Source organism: Streptococcus hongkongensis (assembly GCF_053206145.1).
Genome location: NZ_JBRUGD010000002.1, coordinates 109447 through 126578 on the forward strand (window position 1 = coordinate 109447; position 17132 = coordinate 126578).

Here is a 17132-nt window from a genome sequence, read left to right on the forward strand (position 1 = left end):
GTATATCGTGAATGGAGGCGTTTTCATTATGTCAGTTTTAACACTAAATTTATTAGGCAACCCTTCAATTCTTCTGGACCAAAAAGAAATTTTTTTCTCCTTCTCTAAAATTAATGCCTTGCTCTATTATATGGTAATTAATGGTAACGTTAATCGCGATCAAATTGCTGGCATCCTTTGGGAAGATAAAGATAATCAAACTGCAAAAAAAAATCTGCGTAATACAATTTATCAGGTTAATAAAATTCTGGGTGACGATTTTATCATCTGTCCCAGTCGCTCGATTTTAGCATTCAATCCTGATTTAACTATTGAAGCTGATGTTACTGAGTTTTTAGCAGATCCTAGCCACCATTTAGATTTATATCAGGGTGATTTTTTACAAGGATTCTACTTAAAATCGAATGAAACTTTTGACCTTTGGTTAACTAAAATGCGTTCTCATTGTGAACAGATGTTCATTAAATGTTCTTATCAAAAAATCGAGCAAATGATGACTACTGCTCCTTTTGAAGAGGTTGAAGAAACAATTTTTCACCTCATAACAATTGATGAATATGAAGAGAAAAATTACCAATTATTAATGCGTCTTTATCAACACCACCGTCGTTTCGGGAAAGTGATTGAGATTTATTATAAAATGGTCAATTTATTAGATAAAGAACTAGGAATAGCACCCAGTGAAACTAGTCAACAAATCTATGAAGAAGTTGTTGCTAAAAATCGAAATCAACGAAAAGTTACTCAGTTCCTTAAAACAACTAATCAATTTTACGGACGGATTAATGAAATTAAAGCTCTTGAAACTTATTTTAATAAGATACTAGAAAGCTCACAACCTCGAACAATGCTCTTAGTTGGTGGGACTGGCATTGGAAAAAGGACTGTTACCAGGCAAGTTCTTTCAAATCAAACTAAAGAGTTTCAAATTGTTACCTCTGAATGCTTCCGGGAGGACAGTCAAAATTCACTTCGCCTCTGGCAAGAAATTACTGACGGCTTAGGAGATTTAGTCATCCAACATCAGCTGATGACGACAAGTGAATGGAAAAACCGAATTCAAGATTTCTTTCCATCGCTACTTTCTGATCAAAGTGTCATTATCAATCAGTCCGAACTAGTTGCCTTTATTATTGACCTAATTAAAGGAATTGCAGAACAAAAAGCAACTGTTGTCCTGATTGAAGATATTCATTTTATGGATACTGATGGCATTAATATCCTTCAAAATATTATTAATCATATCAAGAACTTGCCTGTTGCATTCGTCTTGACCAAACATGTGGATTCTTCAAGAGAGTTAGACTTGTTTATTAATCAACTGGTCTATAGAAAAAAACTGGATCAGCTACAGTTAAACCCCTTATCAGAAAAAGAAAGTTTAGCTTATCTCCATCACAAATTAGACCATCTCAATTTAGGGGACCAAGATTTTCAACAAATTCTCACCCTAAGTCAAGGTAACCCATTTTTCCTCTCAGAATACTGTGCGCAGCAATTGCAAGGCTATAAATTCCAAACTTTGACGCCAGCAATGGAAGCAAAATTCGCTATTAAATTAGAGCAAGTCAATAGTCAAGCAGCCGAGCTCTTAAATTATCTGGCCTGCTTTAACATGTCTGCTTCACTTCCTCTTTTGTCTGAATTGCTGACCCTTTCCTACCAAGATTGTTTGGATATGGTCGAAGACTTATGCCATCAACAAATTCTGGAAGAAACATATAGTGAGCAAGAAGTTAATTGTCGTTTCCATCAGAGAGTATTTGCCATCTACTGCTATGAACATCTTACAATTGCCAAACGCAGAATGATGCATGCGCAAATTGCTCAGAGCTTGGAAAAGAGTATCCATCAACATCATGATCCAAGTCACCTCTTTAATGAGATTTCTTATCATTATAAGCGTGCCAAACAACCAATTAAAGCCTTAGCATTTCAATTGAATCATCTGGAATCTATTTTGCAGTTTCACCATGAACTGTTCCCAATTTACTCTCAGACAAATGAGCAAATCAGTCCCTCTTGGAATGAAAAACACCAGCTTATTCAAAATCAATTTGACCAAATTCGTAAACAAATTGATGAACTAAAATTACGTTTTGAGAAAATCAAAGATTTCCAAGAATCATTAATTAAGTTTCTTTATTTGGAAGGCTGCTACATGATTCGTGTTGGTCAGTATCAACAAGGGATTGCTAATATCCAAAGGGTAATTGCTTTCGCTAATGAGTGGCGTCACACAGACTACCTACTTGAAGGGTATCGCCAATTGATTTACTACTGTATCCAAGTAGAAAACATCCCCGAAATGAAGTACTACACTGATTTAGCACTCGATGCTTCGGTGGAGGCAAATAACCATGAAGCTATCGCCATTAACCTTAGATTGCACGGCCTCTATTATCTGATGGTGGGAAGAATTGACGACGCCATTCACCAGATCAATGAATCAATTAATTGCTTCAGTTTAACAGCTAGTCTAAGAAGTAAGTATGCTATTCAAATTGCTGCTGCCTTAGACTATTTGGCAGAAATTAAACAAATGCAAGGGAATCCTGATCAAGCCATGGCGTATCAGCAAAAAGCAATTATATTATCACAAAACAATTTAAATGAGCCATCAATCATCTCATTTTACATTGGATTAGGAATATCCTACTATTACAAACAAGATTATGAAAATGCTGAACGAATCTTTATGCAATCCAAGAAAGCATTAAAATCATTGCGTTTTCCCTGGAAAGAAACGCAATTAGAAGTTTATTCAACTCTGATTAATTGTTCAAAAGGAGATTATCAGTCCTTAATTGATGTCATTAATAAACAAGATTGTTTGATTTCACGCTATTCAAATCCACGTGATAAGGGCTATATTAATTATTTATTTGCCATAATAGCCTATAAACTGCAAACGAATATCATTCGGGATGACAGACTTCAAACACTCTTAACCCATGATTTCCAATATTATTATTCAACTGCAAAGACACACCTTAATCCTTATCGGGACTGTCAATTAATTAAAGAATTAGATTCTCTGAACAAAGAAATCGTTCTATCAAAGTAAAAAACCTAATATGGAGATTTGAGTTCAAAACTCTTTCTCCTTATCAGGTTTTTATTTTATGATTTTAATAATTTGATGTTTCTGGGCAAGAATCTGCGTAATATAAAAAATAAATGTTGCAGCTAGGTTAGCCGTATGATTATCAATATCATGTGGTGGCGATACTTCTACCAAGTCAAAACCAATCAATTTACCACTTGCTGCAATATGTTGCAAAACAATCAGAGCTAATTGCGGATCTACACCTAAAGATTGAATGGCACTAACACCTGGGGCATGACCAACATTAAAACAATCCATATCAATAGTTAAATAAACGTGTTCTTTATCTTTCAAAAAATCATCGACAGCTAGACAAACTTTTTGATAGCCCATCATATACATGTCTTGACCAGTTAAAAACTGGATAGCTTTTGATTTAGCAACAAAATCGAAAAGAAATAGATTATTATTATGCTCTTGAATTCCCAAAACCATATAGGGAAAAACTTGTTTTTTAGCCAAGGTATAGTCAAACATTTGTCTAAAACCAGTGCCAGAATTTGGTCCAGTATGCTCATATGGCCGAAGGTCAAAATGGGCATCCATATTAATTACTGCTAACTCTTCGTGAGCTTCCATGGATTCCTTTAGTCCTAAATAATGGCCATAGGCAGTTCCATGACCGCCACCTAAGACGATAGGGATAATTTGTAATTGTCTCATTCGCTTCACAGCTGCCGCAAGAGCCATTTGCATGTCTTCCAAAGAATAATTTGGAGCATCAATGTCACCACAATCATATAATACTACTGAATTGCCAAAATGCCAAGGTAACTTAGCTAATTGTGAACGAATGGCAATTGGACCTTCACCTGCTCCAACCCGACCATTGTTGATGTAAACACCTTTATCACTTTTAAAGCCAATAATACCAAAGGCAATTCCTTGTTCTGGAACAAGGTCTGGATTATTTAAATCAAGGAACGACATAAGCATTCCCCATTTAGCATTATATAAATCTGTGTCTTCAATTCCAGGTCTATAATATGAGCAACTTGTTGGGAAATAATGGTTTAACATTTCTTCCTCCTTCGATTATTAATTCCAACATCTATTATAAGAGTGATTGTATCAATTATCAATGATTATTTGGTCTACAAAATCTTATTCTTCTTTTTATAAGAAAAGGAAGAGTTTGGCAAAAACTCTTCCTCACTTAAGGATAAGCTATTTAATGGCAACTTAAATAGACTTTAACTAATGGATTGTAACTAGAATTGAATAGTAAGATCTACTTCTTTTTCAACTGCTGCTAAGAACTCTTTGCTTTCAATAACTTCAGATGCTTTATTCAATTCGTCATAGATTTCGATATCTTTATCAAATTCAATAAATTTAAGAGTCTTACGAAATACATCGTATGCTGGTTGTGTACCTTTACCAAGGTTGCCATTTTCTGGTTTAAGGTCCAATGCTTGGCAGGCAGCCATAATTTCTGTAGCAACAATGCGACGAGAATTTTTTAGGATTTCTCCAGCTTTACGCGCAGCAATTGTCCCCATACTGACAAAGTCTTCTTGGTTTTCACAAGATGGAATGGAATCCACACTTGCTGGATGTGCTAAAACTTTATTTTCTGAAGCTAAAGCTGCACAAGCATATTGTGTAATCATAAATCCTGAATTTAGACCTGGGTGTTTCACTAAGAATGACGGTAGTTTACTTAACTGTGTATTAACTAACCGTTCTACACGACGTTCAGAAACATTTCCAATTTCTGAAATGGCAATGCCTAGGAAGTCAAATGGTTGTGCCATAGGTTCTCCATGGAAGTTGCCTCCAGAAATAACATGTCCGTCTTTACAGATGATTGGATTATCAGTAACGGAGTTAATTTCAATTTCTACTTTTTCTTTGACATAGGCAATTGAGTCTTTACTTGCACCATGAATTTGTGGAATACAACGCAATGTATATGGGTCTTGTACGTGATCCTGCGTAGCTTCAGATATATTCTTACTGCCTTCAATTAGATTACGGATATTACGAGCAGTAGCTAATTGTCCGCTTTGAGGGCGAATAGTATGCAATCTTTCTTCGAAAGGACTGTTAATACCATTATGGACTTCTAGAGAAAGTGCGCCAGCGATATCTGAAAGTTTTAATAATTGAATAGCATCATAAGTCGCTAAAGCACCAATTGCAGTTAATACAGTTGTACCATTGATAAGAGCAAGACCTTCTTTAGCAGCAAGTTCGATTGGTTCAATTCCTGCTTTTTTCAACGCTTCTTTACCAGCCAATAGTTCACCTTTATAGTAAGCTTTACCCAAACCTAAGATTGGTAATACCATGTGAGCTAGGGGAGCCAAGTCACCAGACGCACCTAATGAGCCTTTTTCTGGAATATAAGGGTGTACACCTTTGTTTAAGAGTTCAAGCAATTTTTCAATGGTTGACAAACGGATTCCTGAAAAACCTTTAACCAATGAGTTAATACGAATTAACATGATAGCACGAACTGCATCTTCTGGTAATGGATCACCAAAACCTGATGAGTGAGTTCTAATTAAGTTTTCTTGCAATTGTCTTGTGTCTTCAGGTGAGATAGAAACGTTACATAGAGAACCAAAACCAGTATTAATCCCATAAACGACACGTTTTTCTCTTACTATATCATCAACTATTTTACGTGATTCAGTTACTTCTTTTTTTGCATTCTCATCAATTTGACATTGCTGACCTTCACGAGCAACTGTTATCACATCTTCTAATGTTAAACTATTCCCATCTAAATTCAAAATTTTTGTCATGATTTAACCTCCTCTAATATCATATTAATTTCTTGTATCTGATGCTTTATTATTATGTTTATTTCCATGCATTAGGAAATAAAGTGTACATGAAATAGCTACACCCACAATACCGTACACAACGTTCATTGGGTTATCACCAATAATCATTAATAAACTAATTACAACTGCAACAATTGGAATTACCGGACCAAATGGTACACGGAATGTGACATTAGCATTTGGTTCAAGTTTACGCATTTTATTTACAGCTAAAGCAGTTGGAATGTATTGGAAGAAACGGAAAACAACTGAAAGTGCTGCTAATTTTTCAAATGATCCAGTTAGCAAGAGTACAATAGCAATCATACTTGAAACCGCAATGGCAACTACAGGCGCACCATTTTTATTTTGTTTAGCAATGGCAGAAGGTAATAATCCCTCATCCGCAATAGCAGCACCATAGCGTGGAACCATAATTGATTCACCCATATTAAGTCCAGTAATTGAAATTAAAGCTCCAATCGAAACCATCCAAGCGCCCACAGGACCAATCATTTTAACAAAGGCATCTTGCACTGCTGCATTTGTATTCATAATGCCGCCACCAAGCATTGCAATTGTTCCAGCAATAATTAGCATATATAGAATAGATACGATTGAAATTGAGCTTAAAATGGCTCTAGGTACATTTTTTTTGGGATCACGCATTTCTCCGGCTACAATTGAAAGTGTTTCAAATCCAATGAAACCATAGAAAATATATACAGCGGTATTAGAAATCGCACCTAATAGATCAGTACCCGATTCCAATTGAACAAATGGTGTAAAATTAGGTAAGCCATTTTTAATAAAGAATATGGTACAAATTGAGAATGCAACAATTGGAATAAGTTTTGCAATAGTTGCTGTAATGGTTAAAACTTTTGATGTTTTCAAACCTGCAATATTCATTAAAGAAAGTAGCACAACTAAGCCTATACTCAGTGGAATATTCCAACCTTCAAAAGCAGGGAAGGTAATAATGAACATTTTTGCAAAACCAGCAGCCATGGCAGCCCAAGCAAAGATGGTTACTGCCCAGCCAAGTATACCTACGTTAAAGCCAATAAAATCACCAAAGGCGCGTTTTGAATATTGGAAGGCCCCGCCATTTTTTCCAAAATAGCCGGAAACTTCTGCAAAACAAACTGCAAGCATTATTGTCAATACGGCTGTCCCTGCCATTACTAGAATTGAAGCAGGTCCTAAACCTTTATAAATACTTTGTGGAAGTAAGAAAATCCCAGAACCAATGACTGCATTAATACCATACAAGGTTGCTCCACTAAGTGAGAATTTTGCGTCTTCCCGTTCTTGCGCGCTAAGTTTATTTGAATCCATAATATTGCTCCTCCTTAAAGAGCCTTTAATCATGCAAACTTAATCCATCTCTGTCTGATAACCCCGCCCAAACCGCTATCATTTTGCCAATTTCATGATAGGGAGATAATGTTATCTTTATTGGGTTATTTGTGGAATTTTTTTCTACAATTAATAAATGATTTGCTTGTAATATCCCTTCACAGATATTTTCAATTTGAAAATGGAGGTCATTTAGTGCATAAATGAATTGAATAGGATTATTGTCACAAATTGGATCATTATTGCGAGCGATAGCCTTCATCTGGCCGACATAATTATTATTATATATTAAATTAAAGTCTGTGCATTCCCCTCTACTAATTATTTTTTCCCTTCCTTCAAAAGAATAACTTTCGAAAGCTTGTAACGGTTTTTCCACTTGCTTATCTTTAAGTGAAAGTATGATTGGCTTATCTAAGCTCATAATTAAACGATGATATCCAGTTAAATCAGAGAATTCAGATTGCGCTAATTCAACAGTTGCTGTTGATAAACGGTAGTCAAATTTTCGATTTTGGAAGTCACCTGTTTCAGGGAAAAGAAACAACTGTTTTGTTTTTCCCCCTGACCAGGTTGAACTATGGAAATCAGATTCACTTAAAATTTTAATTTGTATCATAGTATTTTTTAGAACAAACCAGTGATGTTGCCTTGGTCATCAATATCAATTTTTTCACTTGCTGGTACTTTAGGAAGTCCTGGCATTGTCATTACTGCACCAGTAAGTGCAACAATAAATCCAGCTCCTGCTGAAACTTTCAGATTAGAGATTTTAACTGTAAAGTCTTTTGGTGCACCTAGTTTTTTAGCATCATCTGAAAATGAATATTGCGTTTTTGCCATACAGATTGGATAATTTCCAAAACCTAATCTTTCCAAATCATTCATTTCTCGTTTAGCTGCTGGTGTTAATGAAATTCCTTTACCACCATAAACTTTCGTAACAATTTTAGTTAATTTTGTTTCAATGCTGTCAGTTTCATCATAGACAAATGAGAAATTATTTTCTTTTTCTGCTAATGCAACAACCTTTTCAGCTAACTCAGCACCACCTGCTCCGCCATTTGCCCAAACGTCTGAAATAACAACATCGACATGACGTTTTTCGCAAGCATCATAAACGGCTTTTAATTCAGCGTCGGTATCAAGTGGGAACTTATTAATCGCTACAACAACTGGTAAACCATAGACTTCTTGAATATTTTCTAAATGTTTATCTAAATTTGGGAGACCATCCAAGACTGCTTGGACATTTTCTGTACCTAAATCAGCTTTTGCTACACCACCATGCATTTTTAAAGCACGAATTGTAGCAACTAAAACAACTGCTGAAGGTCTAATACCAGAGAGACGGCATTTAATATCAATAAATTTTTCAGCGCCTAAGTCAGCTCCAAATCCAGCTTCAGTAACTGCATAATCTGCATATTTGAGGGCTAATTTAGTTGCTAAAACACTATTACAGCCATGTGCAATATTAGCAAATGGACCACCATGGATTAAAGCAGGTGTGTGTTCAAGGGTTTGAACAATATTTGGATGAATAGCTTCTTTTAGGAGAGCTGCCATTGCACCTTCTGCTTTTAAATCATGTGCAGTAACGGGATCACCTTGAAAATTGTAACCAATAATAATTTTGCCTAAACGTTCTTTCAAATCTGAAATTGATTCTGATAAACATAAAATAGCCATGATTTCAGAAGCTACGGTAATGTCGTACCCATCTTCACGAGGAACACCATTTACTTTTCCTTGAAGGCCATTGACGATGTGGCGTAATTGCCGATCGTTCATGTCAACAACCCGTTTCCATGTGATGCGACGTGAATCAATACCTAATGTGTTCCCATGGTGAATATGATTATCAATTAAGGCAGCTAACAGGTTATTGGCAATTCCGATAGCATGAAAATCACCTGTAAAGTGTAAGTTAATGTCTTCCATTGGAACAACCTGAGCATGGCCACCGCCAGCTGCCCCACCTTTTACTCCAAAGACTGGCCCTAAAGAAGGTTCCCTAAGTGCAATTACAGCCTTTTTCCCAATATGTGATAAGGCATCTACCAAACCAACCGAAGTTGTTGTTTTACCTTCACCAGCAGGTGTCGGTGAGATTGCTGTCACTAAAATTAACTTACCATCTTTTTTCTCTTTCAATGTAGCTAATTGTCTGGCATCAATTTTAGCCTTATATTTTCCATAGAGGGTTAAGGCATCTTCTTCAATACCAATTGATTGGGCCACATCAGTAATCGGACTCATGTCAACTGAATTTGCAATTTCAATATCTGATAGCACCATTTTTTCTCCTTTTATAAACTATGTAATACCTCTGTATAAATCTTATCGGCTAGTTGACAGCCTTCTTCCAAGATAGTTTGTCCTCTAGTTTTATAACTATCTACAAACTCAGTATCCTTTATCCCAGCTAGGTTAATCAGAACATTTAACCACGCTCCTTGTAAACCAGCTTTTAAATTCAATGCCGCAACACCTAAATCACTTGCAGCATTAGTGTTTGAATGACCAACAGCTTTTTCTGTAACTTTAATAGCTTCAAGCATTTGTTCCATCATGCTAAAAGGTGATTTTGTAGCTTCCTTCAAGGCATTTTGCATTGCCTGTCTGCGAGCTAATTTATCATCATCAGTTTCCTTTGGCATATCAAATACTGCAGATACAAGGTTGAAAGCTTCTGTATCTTTATCAATAGCTGCTAAGAGGTCCATTTGTAATTGACTACTTGCTTCATGCACTGTTTTGATCAATGCTTCTTCATCAGCATATTTTTTCTTACCAAGTGTTAATTCACAAACCATTTGGGTTAAAGAAATACCATTTGCAGCTGACAAAGCAGCTGCAGACCCTCCTCCAGGAGCTGGAGCATCTGATCCCAATACCTGGGCAAATTCAAAGAGAGATAGATCGACTAATTTCATGATAATAACCTCATTACCCTAGTAGGTGGTTTTCTAGTACTTGTTTGTGATAGTCAAAGTCTTCGACTTGGAGATAATATTCTGCAACATCAACAAGCGCTTTAGCAGGTGCTAAGCCAATAATTTCAGAACCAATGACATTTACACCATAGCGACGTGCTTCAAATTTGATGGTTTCGAATGTACGATAAAGCGAGCATTTTTCGAAGTTAACCATGTTCATTGAAACTTGTGCAATATTACGGTCTTCAAGCATTAATCCAATACCTTTACAATATTTGTAACCGCCTGATGATCCACGAATAATCTTAGCAATATTTTTGGCAACATCTACATTGTCAGTATCTAGGTTTACGTTAAATGCGACTAATGGCATACGAGCTCCAATTGCAGTTACACCTGCTGTCGGATGGACTTTGCGTTCACCAAAGTCTGGTGCCCAGTCTTCTTCCAATAATTTTTCAGGCATACCTTCAAATTGGCCTTTACGAACTTTAGCTAAATTTTGACGTTCTGGTCGGCTAGCAGAATCTTCATATAGGAAAATTGGAATATTGAGTTCACTATTTACACGTTCCGCAACTTTTTTAGAAATTTCTACACATTCTTCAGTCGTAATTTCTTTAATTGGAACAAAAGGACACACATCGGTTGCACCCATTCGAGGATGTTCACCTTGATGTTTTGTCATATCAATAGTTTCACTGGCAAATTTTATCAATTGGAAAGCTACTTCTTGGATTGATTCTTCATCACCAACTAAGGTAAATACACTACGGTTGTGACTGGCATCTGATGAATAATCTAACAGGGTTACTCCAGCTACGCTTTTTGCTATTTTCACAAGACCATCAATGACACCCTGATTACGACCTTCTGAAAAGTTAGGAATACATTCAACAATTTTTGACATTTTTTCCTCCTCTAGTCAAAGTTATTGCATTTAATAAGCATCACGTTTGTTACCGCTTACATTTAGACGTAAAGAAATATCTATTTGAGAACCCAGCAACTAATTAACATTTTACTAGGTTCTCTTATAGATTACTATTTAAATAATTTTGCTACTGAATCTTTAATTAAATCTTCGTCAGTTAGATATGGAATGGTAATATGATCTGTACCTTCATGCAGACGATTGTATTCAATTGCTGTTTCAATGGCATGATCATTTCGTGCCCAGTTACGTCTTGCAACACCACCCATAGTGTCCCAAGCAATGGCAGATTTAATAATTTCGTCAATCCGTTCACTACCATCCAAGACAAGTCCAAAACCACCGTTGATAGCTTTACCAATACCAGTACCACCACCATTATGGAGAGCAACTAAACTCATACCACGCGCAGCATTACCAGCATAACATTGGACAGCCATATCAGCACAAATATTTGAGCCATCTTTGATATTAGAAGTTTCACGGAATGGTGAATCGGTACCAGATACGTCATGGTGGTCACGACCAATCATGACTGGGCCAATTTTACCTTCACGAACTAATTCATTAAATTTAAGAGCTATATTAACACGACCCATACAATCTTGATAAAGGATACGTGCTTGTGTTCCAACAACTAATTTATTCTTTTCAGCATCGCGAATCCAGTTGTAATTATCACGATCTTGATAACGACGATTTGGATCAATTGCTTCCATAGCTGCATGGTCAGTAGCAACTAAATCTTCGTGTTTACCACTCAAACAACACCAACGGAATGGACCATAACCATAGTCAAATAACATTGGACCCATGATATCTTCAACATATGAAGGCCAAATAAAGCCATCTTTATCATCACGCCCATTTTTTGAAATTTCCATAACACCTGAATCAAATACTGATTTCATGAAGGCATTACCATAGTCGAAGAAGTAGGTTCCGTTACTTGTTAATTCTTTGATAGCTTTGAAGTGACGACCTAAAGTTTCATCAACCATTTCAATGAATTTATCTTTATCTTCAGCTAAAAGTTTAGTCCGTTCGTCAAAAGTGATACCCACAGGGCAATAACCACCATCATAAACATTATGACAAGATGTTTGGTCTGATAACAAATCAACGTGAATATGTTCTTTATTGACATATTCTAATAAGTCAACAATATTTCCGTGGTAAGCAATTGATGTAGTTTCTTTTGCTTCTTGAGCTTTTTGGGCTAATTGCAGAGCTTCCTCAGGACTTTCTGCGATTTGGCTTACCCACCCCTGTGAATGACGAGTTTCGATACGTGAAGCGTCTACTTCGGCAATAATTGCAACTGCTTTTGCAATCTCAGCAGCTTTACCTTGAGCACCACTCATACCACCAAGACCAGAAGAAATAAATAATTTACCAGTCAAATCACCATCATCGGCAACACCTAATTTAAGACGACCAGCATTTAGTAAGGTATTAAATGTACCATGGACAATACCTTGTGGGCCAATGTACATCCAACCACCAGCTGTCATTTGACCATAATTAGTAACACCCATTTCTTCAGCAATTTCCCAGTCTTTCATGTTGTCATATTCACCTACTAAGAGGCCATTAGTAATGATAACACGTGGAGCTTCTGGTTTAGATTTGAACAATCCTAATGGGTGACCTGACTCAACAACCAATGTTTGTTCATCTGTCATCACTTCCAAGTATTTCTTAATCAAATTGTATTGTAACCAGTTGGCACAAACTGAACCAGTTTCACCATAAGTTACTAATTCATAAGGGTATAATGCAATTTCAAAGGACAAGTTATTATCAATCATCACTTGCATCGCTTTGGCAGCTGTGCTATTTCCTTTATAGTCATCAATTGGTTTGCCATAGATTCTTTCATTTGGACGCCATCTGTAAGCATAGATACGGCCCCGAGTTTTTAATTCTTCAAGAAATTCTGGAATCACTTCCTCATGGAATTTTTTAGGGACATAACGCAAGGCATTTTTTAGTGCTGTTTCAGTTTGTTCCTGAGTTAAGCGGAACCCTCTATCTGGAGCACGACGGATACCTTCCTCAAATACTGTTTTTTCTGGCAATACATCATCCAGTTTTACAGTCATAGCAGCTGCAATGTCAGCTTCACTATAAGTTGTCATAGAAAAACCTCCTCAGTTTTTTCATCTTTTTGATGTTTTATTTTCACTTGTAGTGTAAAATACTATCGTCGACGAAATGTCACTTTTTGAGATATTTTTAACAAATAATTCAAAATTTTTATTTTTCTATTTTTTTGACAAAAATTAGACGGTTTTTAACTACTATTTAGATGATAGATATATAATAGAGAAAAAGGAGAATAAAATATGTCTGCTGATTTACTGTTAGTTCATTTCGATCAAGTCTTTTGCCCACAGGACATGGGACATCCACTCTTTGGCGATCAAATGAAAAATGCTCAAATATTAGACGATGGCTTTATTGCTATCAAAGACGGAAAAATTTTAGCTGTCGGTTCTGGCCAACCTGATTCAGATTTAATAGGTCCAGCGACTAAAGTTAAATCATATGAAGGAAAAATTGCTACACCTGGACTGATTGACTGTCATACGCATTTAGTTTATGGCGGAAGCCGCGAGCATGAATTTGCTAAAAAACTAAATGGTGTTTCCTATCTAGATATTCTAGCTCAAGGTGGAGGGATTCTTAGCACCGTCAAAGCAACTCGCCAAGCTGATTTTGATACACTTTATCAAAAATCGGCACAACTATTAGATTATATGCTTTTACATGGAACAACTACTGTTGAAGCCAAAAGTGGCTATGGTTTAAATTGGGAAACTGAATTACGCCAATTACAAGTTGTTAAACAATTAAATGCTGACCATCAAATTGACTTAGTTTCAACTTTTATGGCTGCTCATGCTATTCCAACAGAGTATAAAGGACATTCTCAAGACTATTTAGAGCACATTGTTAATGACATGCTCCCAAAAGTTAAAGAAGAAAACCTAGCTGAGTTCTGTGATATCTTCTGTGAAAAAGGGGTATTTACAGCTGATGAATCTCGCTATTTATTATCAAAAGCAAAAGAGCTTGGCTTTAAGTTGCGTATCCATGCTGATGAGATTGAGTCAATTGGTGGTGTTGATGTTGCTGCTGAACTTGAAGCAGTTTCTGCAGAACATTTAATGATGGCAACGGATCAAGGCATTGCAAAAATGGCGCAAGCCAAAGTTATTGGTAACCTCCTTCCAGCAACAACCTTTAGTTTAATGGAAGATACCTATGCACCAGCTAAAAAAATGATTGATGCAGGTATGGCAATCACTTTATCAACAGATAGTAATCCTGGTTCTTGCCCAACTGCCAATATCCAATTTGTCATGCAATTAGGTTGCTTTATGATGCGACTTACCCCAATTGAAGTCTTAAACGCCGTAACGATTAATGCTGCTTACTCCGTAAATAGACAAGAATCAATTGGAAGTTTTGATAAAGGCAAATTAGCTGACATTGCAATCTTTAATGCCAATAATATTGATTACCCATTCTACTTCTTTGCCACAAATCTTATTCACCAAGTCTATAAAAATGGTAAATTAGTCGTCAAAGAAGGCCATATTGCACACTAAGTCAAAAGACATTTACGGAAGCTTCGTAAATGTCTTTTTTGTGTCTCAAGCATTAGTGACGACTCTTTTCTTAAATGTGATACAATAGTGGAAATACGAAATAAAGGAGTTTCAATGACTGATCTCAGTAGAGAAGCTATTATTTGCCAACGAATTTTCAATAACGGCCTTCAAGATAAATTGACATCCATTGCCAGTCTCTTAAGTCAATCTCTCGGAATCCAGGCCCAGTATATCAATCATGCTTTGTTCAATATATCGACCCGACTTGACCCTAAGTATTTCCACTCCTTTTCCGAGTTAGAGCAAACGAGTATTTTAGCTTGGGGACAAAGACAAACCTACCATTTTTATCAAAATGAAACGTGGCAAGATATTGTTACTTTCCTAGCCGAACAACCACTGTGGCCAGAAAAAGTCCTAACAGAAGCTGGAATTAACCTACCATTAGTCAGCAAAAAACTCGAAAAGTTCCTAGACACCAAACGAACACGTCAAGAAGTACTTGATTTTTTTGATGATGATAGTAACACACTTTTTCAATGGGGCGCCCTCTTCCTTCTTCATTCTCGTCAAGGTCAACTCTATCATACCTGGACAAGTCAAAATGTCCGCTATGTCCACTGGCAAAAATTGAACCTTTCGACACCTGCACCTCCTCTTATGGAATTGCTACTGCACCGCTATTTTGCCTTTTATGGACCAGCGACTTTAGCTGATGCCGCACATTTCTTCGGTCTTAAGCAAAGCCATTTATCAAAAATACCACTGAACAATTTGCAAACGACCACTTATCAAGGAAAGACCTACTACTTTGAGACCTATCATGAAGAGGCTCGTCTACCAGAAATTGTCGTTCTGGGAAAATTCGATCCCTTGCTAATTGCCTATGCTAATAAGGATGTGCTCATCAACAAGGAAAAGCAAGCCAAGGTTTGGAAAAAAGCTGGACAAATTTCAGCCATTATATTAAAAAATGGGCAACTAGCTGCAACTTGGACCTTTTCAAATAAAAAACGTGACATTAGTTTTACTGTAGAAGTTCATGACAAGTTATTAAAAAAAGACAAAAAGAAAATTGAATCTGTATTTACTAATTACTGTCGACAAATGAATAAGCCACTTAAATCTATCAATTATCTAGAGTAGATTCATATACCTTACAATAATAATGGAGGAAATCATGAAAAAAGAATACATTAGCTACCTATCCGGCACCATTTTCCTAATCTATGGTTTAGCCAATCATAAACTGATTTTTACTATTTTAGCTATTGCTTTAATAATTATTGGCTATGCCGATCATCTAAAAACAAAAAAATAACTTACATTATCTTCTAATAAAAAGTTTTGTCAAAATAAATGTACCTACGATGGCAATCACTCCTGTTAGTAAAATCGCTATTACTTGTGGCCAAAAATGTTTTGGTAATAAAACGACCAGGAAGATACTTCCACAAAAACCGCCAATTCCATTAATCGCAAAAGAATTAACACTATCATTCGCAGCAAATTTTTGTCCATATGAAGTGGTAAATAGGTAAGTTATTAAACTTGAAATACCACAAATAATGACCATCTGTAAGGTATTGACATAGCCTACACCTACTGTACTTGTTACCAGTCCAACGATGACCCCATCAAGTAGTGAACTAGTTATTTCTTTTTTGTTTTTATAATACGACAGAATGGTCCAAGTAGATCCGCCAATAATTATAGCCAAAAGTGTATTTAACAGTACAAGAGCTGCTTGATTATTCCAACCACCAGCAGATCCCATATTAAAACCAAACCAACCAAATGAGATAAAAATCATCCCCAAAAATTGAAAGACATCATCATTTTTTCTGTAGTAATTGGCTTTTGTTTTACTTGTTTAGCTAATACAAGAGCTGAAAGTCCCGCAGCTAAATGGACTACTAGACCACCTGAAAAATCTAAAACACCAAGTTGAAATAAAAAACTATCCTTATTCCAGATAAGAAACGCTAAAGGACAATAGACCAGAAAGACCCATGAAAAAACAAGCAATAATAAGTTTTTCGTTTGTATTCTGTCGATGGCTGCGCCAATAAACATAAGAACAGCATAAAGGCAAAAACAAAGCTGAAAAAGCATTTGACTAATTCTAGTCTTATCCAGGTTTGCTGTCAAACTGAAAATAGTTGACACTCTTTGCTCAAAAGTTAAAAAATAGGCCCCTAGAAACCAAGCCAAACAGGTTACCACTATCACTAAGGTATAACGATAAATGATCGTCGTCCATAAGCTATGATTGATAACTGCCAGATAAGAAAAAGCAAGGCCAAAAATCATTAACCACATCGTCAAAATACAAACCAATAAAAACATGTAGCACATCCTTTACAAAAAAAATTTCTTTGGTATCCTATT

General features: G+C 36.1%; 12 protein-coding genes and 1 pseudogene. 4 read left to right on the plus strand and 9 right to left on the minus strand.

What is annotated here, in order from left to right:
* Window positions 1-28: 28 nt before the first annotated feature.
* Window positions 29-3067, plus strand: a complete 3039-nt coding sequence (locus ACVRZD_RS01720) for an ATP-binding protein (protein ID WP_447450205.1) — start codon at window positions 29-31, stop codon at window positions 3065-3067.
* Window positions 3068-3118: 51 nt separating this feature from the next.
* Here ACVRZD_RS01720 and ACVRZD_RS01725 read toward each other — a convergent pair whose 3' ends face one another.
* From ACVRZD_RS01725 to hutU, 8 genes are all read right to left on the minus strand, one after another.
* Window positions 3119-4129, minus strand: coding sequence for an arginase family protein (locus ACVRZD_RS01725; protein WP_037625019.1), 1011 nt, complete (start codon window positions 4127-4129; stop codon window positions 3119-3121).
* A gap of 191 nt (window positions 4130-4320) precedes the next feature.
* A complete protein-coding gene (gene hutH, locus ACVRZD_RS01730; protein ID WP_037625021.1) occupies window positions 4321-5862 on the minus strand; it encodes a histidine ammonia-lyase in 1542 nt (513 codons plus the stop codon).
* 24 nt (window positions 5863-5886) lie between these two features.
* Window positions 5887-7224, minus strand: a complete 1338-nt coding sequence (locus tag ACVRZD_RS01735; RefSeq protein ID WP_037625023.1) for an APC family permease — start codon at window positions 7222-7224, stop codon at window positions 5887-5889.
* Between the two features lie 25 nt (window positions 7225-7249).
* Window positions 7250-7864, minus strand: coding sequence for a HutD family protein (locus tag ACVRZD_RS01740; RefSeq protein WP_037625025.1), 615 nt, complete (start codon window positions 7862-7864; stop codon window positions 7250-7252).
* Window positions 7865-7872: 8 nt separating this feature from the next.
* Entirely contained in the window at window positions 7873-9546 is a 1674-nt protein-coding gene (locus ACVRZD_RS01745; protein ID WP_037625027.1) for a formate--tetrahydrofolate ligase, read from the minus strand.
* 11 nt (window positions 9547-9557) lie between these two features.
* Window positions 9558-10184: a cyclodeaminase/cyclohydrolase family protein gene (locus tag ACVRZD_RS01750; protein WP_037625029.1), complete on the minus strand. Its 627-nt coding sequence runs from the start codon at window positions 10182-10184 to the stop codon at window positions 9558-9560.
* 13 nt (window positions 10185-10197) lie between these two features.
* Entirely contained in the window at window positions 10198-11097 is a 900-nt protein-coding gene (gene ftcD / locus ACVRZD_RS01755) for a glutamate formimidoyltransferase (RefSeq protein WP_037625031.1), read from the minus strand.
* A 134-nt stretch (window positions 11098-11231) separates the two neighbouring features.
* Window positions 11232-13262, minus strand: a complete 2031-nt coding sequence (hutU, locus tag ACVRZD_RS01760) for a urocanate hydratase (protein WP_037625033.1) — start codon at window positions 13260-13262, stop codon at window positions 11232-11234.
* Between the two features lie 207 nt (window positions 13263-13469).
* Between hutU and hutI the strand changes: the two genes are divergently transcribed.
* The 3 genes from hutI (at window position 13470) to ACVRZD_RS01775 (ending at window position 16062) form a co-directional block, all read left to right on the plus strand.
* On the plus strand, window positions 13470-14738 hold the full coding sequence (gene hutI / locus ACVRZD_RS01765) for an imidazolonepropionase (RefSeq protein WP_447450206.1): 1269 nt from the start codon (window positions 13470-13472) through the stop codon (window positions 14736-14738).
* A 114-nt stretch (window positions 14739-14852) separates the two neighbouring features.
* Entirely contained in the window at window positions 14853-15887 is a 1035-nt protein-coding gene (locus tag ACVRZD_RS01770; RefSeq protein ID WP_037625035.1) for a DNA glycosylase AlkZ-like family protein, read from the plus strand.
* Window positions 15888-15921: 34 nt separating this feature from the next.
* Window positions 15922-16062, plus strand: coding sequence for a hypothetical protein (locus ACVRZD_RS01775; protein WP_037625037.1), 141 nt, complete (start codon window positions 15922-15924; stop codon window positions 16060-16062).
* Between the two features lie 6 nt (window positions 16063-16068).
* Here the strand turns inward: ACVRZD_RS01775 and ACVRZD_RS01780 are convergent.
* Window positions 16069-17063, minus strand: a pseudogene (locus tag ACVRZD_RS01780) (ammonium transporter).
* Between the last annotated feature and the right edge of the window lie 69 nt (window positions 17064-17132).